General features: G+C 61.7%; 3 protein-coding genes. All 3 read right to left on the bottom strand.

The window, feature by feature from the left end; all coding sequences use genetic code 11:
- On the bottom strand, positions 1–460 hold a 460-nt coding region (locus F8N85_RS34015; RefSeq protein ID WP_150807681.1), incomplete at its 3' end, for a response regulator transcription factor.
- Positions 461–619: 159 nt separating this feature from the next.
- Entirely contained in the window at positions 620–1,327 is a 708-nt protein-coding gene (locus F8N85_RS34010) for a PolC-type DNA polymerase III (protein WP_150804195.1), read from the bottom strand.
- A partial coding sequence (locus F8N85_RS34005; protein ID WP_318183234.1) for a putative nucleotidyltransferase substrate binding domain-containing protein occupies positions 1,324–1,653 on the bottom strand: 330 nt, incomplete at its 5' end. The genes F8N85_RS34010 and F8N85_RS34005, both read right to left, overlap by 4 nt.

Genomic DNA, 1,653 nt, shown 5'->3' with positions numbered 1-1,653 from the left:
CCACCGGTTGCTCGCGCCAGGTCACGCTGCGCTCCGACAGGTCGATGCACAGATTGCCGATAAGGATCCGGTCGTTGGCGGTTTGCGGCTCGTTCAGATTGCTGCGGCGCAGCAAGGTGCGCACCCGCGCCAGCAATACCCTTGGCTCGCAAGGTTTGGTGACGTAGTCATCGGCGCCCATTTCCAGGCCCAGGACTTGATCGTGACTGTCGTCACGAGCGGTGAGCATCAGGATCGGCAGGGTCGCCGAGTCGGCCCGCAGCAGGCGGCAGACTTGCAGGCCGTCGAGACCCGGCAGCATCAGATCGAGGATCACCAGGTCCGGCGGGTTCGACCGTGCACGTTCACGCACTTGATCACCGCGGCTGAGCACGCTGACGTGGTAGCTGTTGCGTTCCAGGTAGCTGGCGATCAGTTCGCAGAGCGCGGAGTCGTCTTCGACCAGGAGAATGTTGGGCATGGGTGTTTCCTGTAGGAGCGAGCTTGCTCGCGATCGGCGGCGCAGCCGTCGTAAAGCCGACAACTGTGATTTACCTGTAGTAACGCGATTGCAAATTTTACGACGGCTGCGCCGCCGAAGGCAGGCTTCGCCAGCTGCTACGGGAAATCGCGTCGCACTCTAGAACGAATGCGCCTGCTTGCGACGCTTCCACTGGTTCAGCCGTTGTTGCAGGTTCAGCGGGCTATGAATTTGCTGCTGTCGCGCCCGGCTGAACAGGATCAGGGCCAGCTCTGCTGTGGCCAGCGCATCGGCGCTGGCGTGGTGGCGTTCGCCAACCTGCAGATTGAAATAGTCGATCCATTGATCCAGCCCGGCTTTGCTGACGTGCGCTCGGGGGCAGAGCAACGGCGCCATGTCTGCGACATCGAGAAACGTGTGCTGCAAGCGATAACCCAGGCTGTCTTTCAAGGCCCGCCCAAGCATGTGCTGATCGAACGGTGCATGAAAGGCCAGCAACGGGCTGTCGCCGACGAACTCCATGAAGTCCAGCAAGGCTTCGGCCGGATCGCTCCCGGCGGCAATCGCGCTGGGGCCCAGGCCGTGGATCAATACCGCGGGGCTGAGCTTGTGATCTTCGCGCTGCAAGGTTTGTTCGAATTGTTGGCTGAAGTCGATCGCCCCGTCTTCGATCACCACCGCGCCGATGGACAGCACCACGTCCTTGTTCAGGTTAAGCCCGGTGGTTTCCAGATCCAAGACCACCCAGCGTTGCTCGCGCAGGCTGCATTCGCTCAGTTCCGGGGCGGCTATCAAGTGCTCCAGTCGCTGTTGCTGCTCGAGCGTCAGTTTCGGGCCGTCGGGCCTTAGCCAGGAGAACAGACTCATAGCTGATACCGCAGGGCCAGGCTGCTTTGCAATCGCTGGGCCTGGCGCAGGGATTCACGGAGGATTCGCCGATCCAGGTGATTGAGGCTGTCAGGGTCGACCCGGTTGGAGTAGGGCAGGTTCTCGCGGGTTTGCAGTTGATGCTGCTGCATGCGGGTCTGCTGAATGAAGTGGTAGGCCTCCTCGTACGCAGCACCGTCCAGCCGTTCGATGACTTCCCGGGCCACCAGTTGCTGCAAGCGCTCCAGCGTATTATTGGCTTCGATGCCATTGGCCAGGGCCAGTAGTCGGGCGCCGTCGACGAAGGGGGTGAGGCCCTGCACTTT

The sequence above is a fragment of the Pseudomonas fluorescens genome (assembly GCF_902497875.1).
GTDB classification, from domain to species: Bacteria; Pseudomonadota; Gammaproteobacteria; order Pseudomonadales; family Pseudomonadaceae; genus Aquipseudomonas; species Aquipseudomonas fluorescens_BR.
Note: the sequence above shows the minus strand (reverse complement) of the source record. Positions and strands in the feature narration are given on the sequence as shown.

Coding starts and splice junctions, on each gene's coding strand:
- F8N85_RS34010 (WP_150804195.1), bottom strand. CDS start 1,327: ATGAGTCTGTTCTCCTGGCTAAGGCCCGACGGCCCGAAACTGACGCTC.